At 73.7% G+C, this 1,329-nt stretch carries 1 protein-coding gene; it reads right to left on the bottom strand.

From position 1 onward, the window contains the following. Positions 1 to 17: 17 nt before the first annotated feature. Positions 18 to 1,043: a tyrosine-type recombinase/integrase gene (locus tag D2K64_RS23595; protein WP_120010001.1), complete on the bottom strand. Its 1,026-nt coding sequence runs from the start codon at positions 1,041 to 1,043 to the stop codon at positions 18 to 20. Positions 1,044 to 1,329 lie beyond the last annotated feature (286 nt).

Here is a 1,329-nt window from a genome sequence, read left to right as displayed (position 1 = left end):
GCTGGGGACCATGTTGGTCAGAGGTCGAGCAGTCGGGCGGGGCTGTCGCGGGTGATGCGGGCGCGGCGGCGGTAGGCCTGGGTGGTGGCGATGGTTTTCTGCCGGGTGTGGTGCATCACCTGTTCGTCGAGGGCGCCGCGCAGATAGGCTTCGGTGATGAAGCCGGCGCGCAGGCCGTGCGGCGACAGCCGCTCGGCGGCGTCCACCACCAGCCCGGCGCGCTCTGCCCGGCGGTGCAGGATGAAGCGGACGCCGGCCGGCCGCAGCCGCCCGCGCGGCCGGCCGCCGCGGGTCAGGCTGGGAAACACCGCGCCCCATTCGATGCGCGCCCGCGCCAGCCAGGTTTCCATGGCCCGCACCGGGCAGGACAGCGGGTTCAGCCCGCGCGGAATGCCGATCCGCGCGCCCTGCCGGTCCTGGTCGCCCTTGCTGCGCGGGATCTCCAGCGTCATGCCGTCGGCGGTGAAGCGCAGGTGCTCGCGGTCGATGCCGACGATCTCCGAGCGGCGCAGCGCCCCGGCGAAGCCCACCAGCAGCAGGGCCTTGTCGCGCAGCCCGGTCATGTCGCTGCCGCAGGCGTCGAGCAGCCGCTTGACCTCGGCCGAGGTGAGTGCCGCCGCCGGCCGGGTGGCGACGCCGTGCCGGCCGAGGATGCCGCGCAGCGTGGCGCGGATGGCCGGGTGCCGTGGCTCCCAGGGTAGTCCTGCCTGGCGGTGGGCGTGGCCGATCGCGGCGAGGCGGCGCCACAGCCCGCTGCGCCCGAGTTGGCCTGCGAGGCTGGCCAGGTGGCCGGCGACCAGCACGGGTGCCGCGGGCAATGGGGGGACGCCGCCGGCGGCGCACCAGGCCGCGAAGGCGGCCCAGTCGCTGGCATAGGCGCGGCGGGTGTTGGCGGACAGCGCCTGGCCGGCATAGCGCGCCGCCTCGGCCAGGGCCGCGCCGACGGGTCCCTGCAGCAGGCGCCGCGCCTCGCTCGTGGCCGTGTCGGTGATCCAGGGCTGCGGGTCCGGCCGCAGCGCGGGCTTGTGGGGCTGGTCTGGCATCGGCGTCCGTTCTGCGGCGCCGCCCTGCTGCGGCCCGTCTGCTGCCAGATTAGCCGGTTCGCGGAATCGGGCAAACCCGTCACTGCACGGTCATGATAGCGATAAGAACATCTTATCGAGGGTAATCGGGCGCGCTCCCACCCCGCCACGCCCCGACAGAGCAGGAGGGAGCGACTTCCACCAGCCTAGTTTCACAGGATGGAGACGTGCTGGTCGTGTCCCATCGCGTGGTGTAGGAGCGATGGTTTCCGGCGGGCTGAACTACCGGATCAGGCTGGCACGGCGG

The organism is Teichococcus vastitatis (genome assembly GCF_003604215.1).
Classification (GTDB): domain Bacteria; phylum Pseudomonadota; class Alphaproteobacteria; order Acetobacterales; family Acetobacteraceae; genus Pseudoroseomonas; species Pseudoroseomonas vastitatis.
Note: the sequence above shows the minus strand (reverse complement) of the source record. Positions and strands in the feature narration are given on the sequence as shown.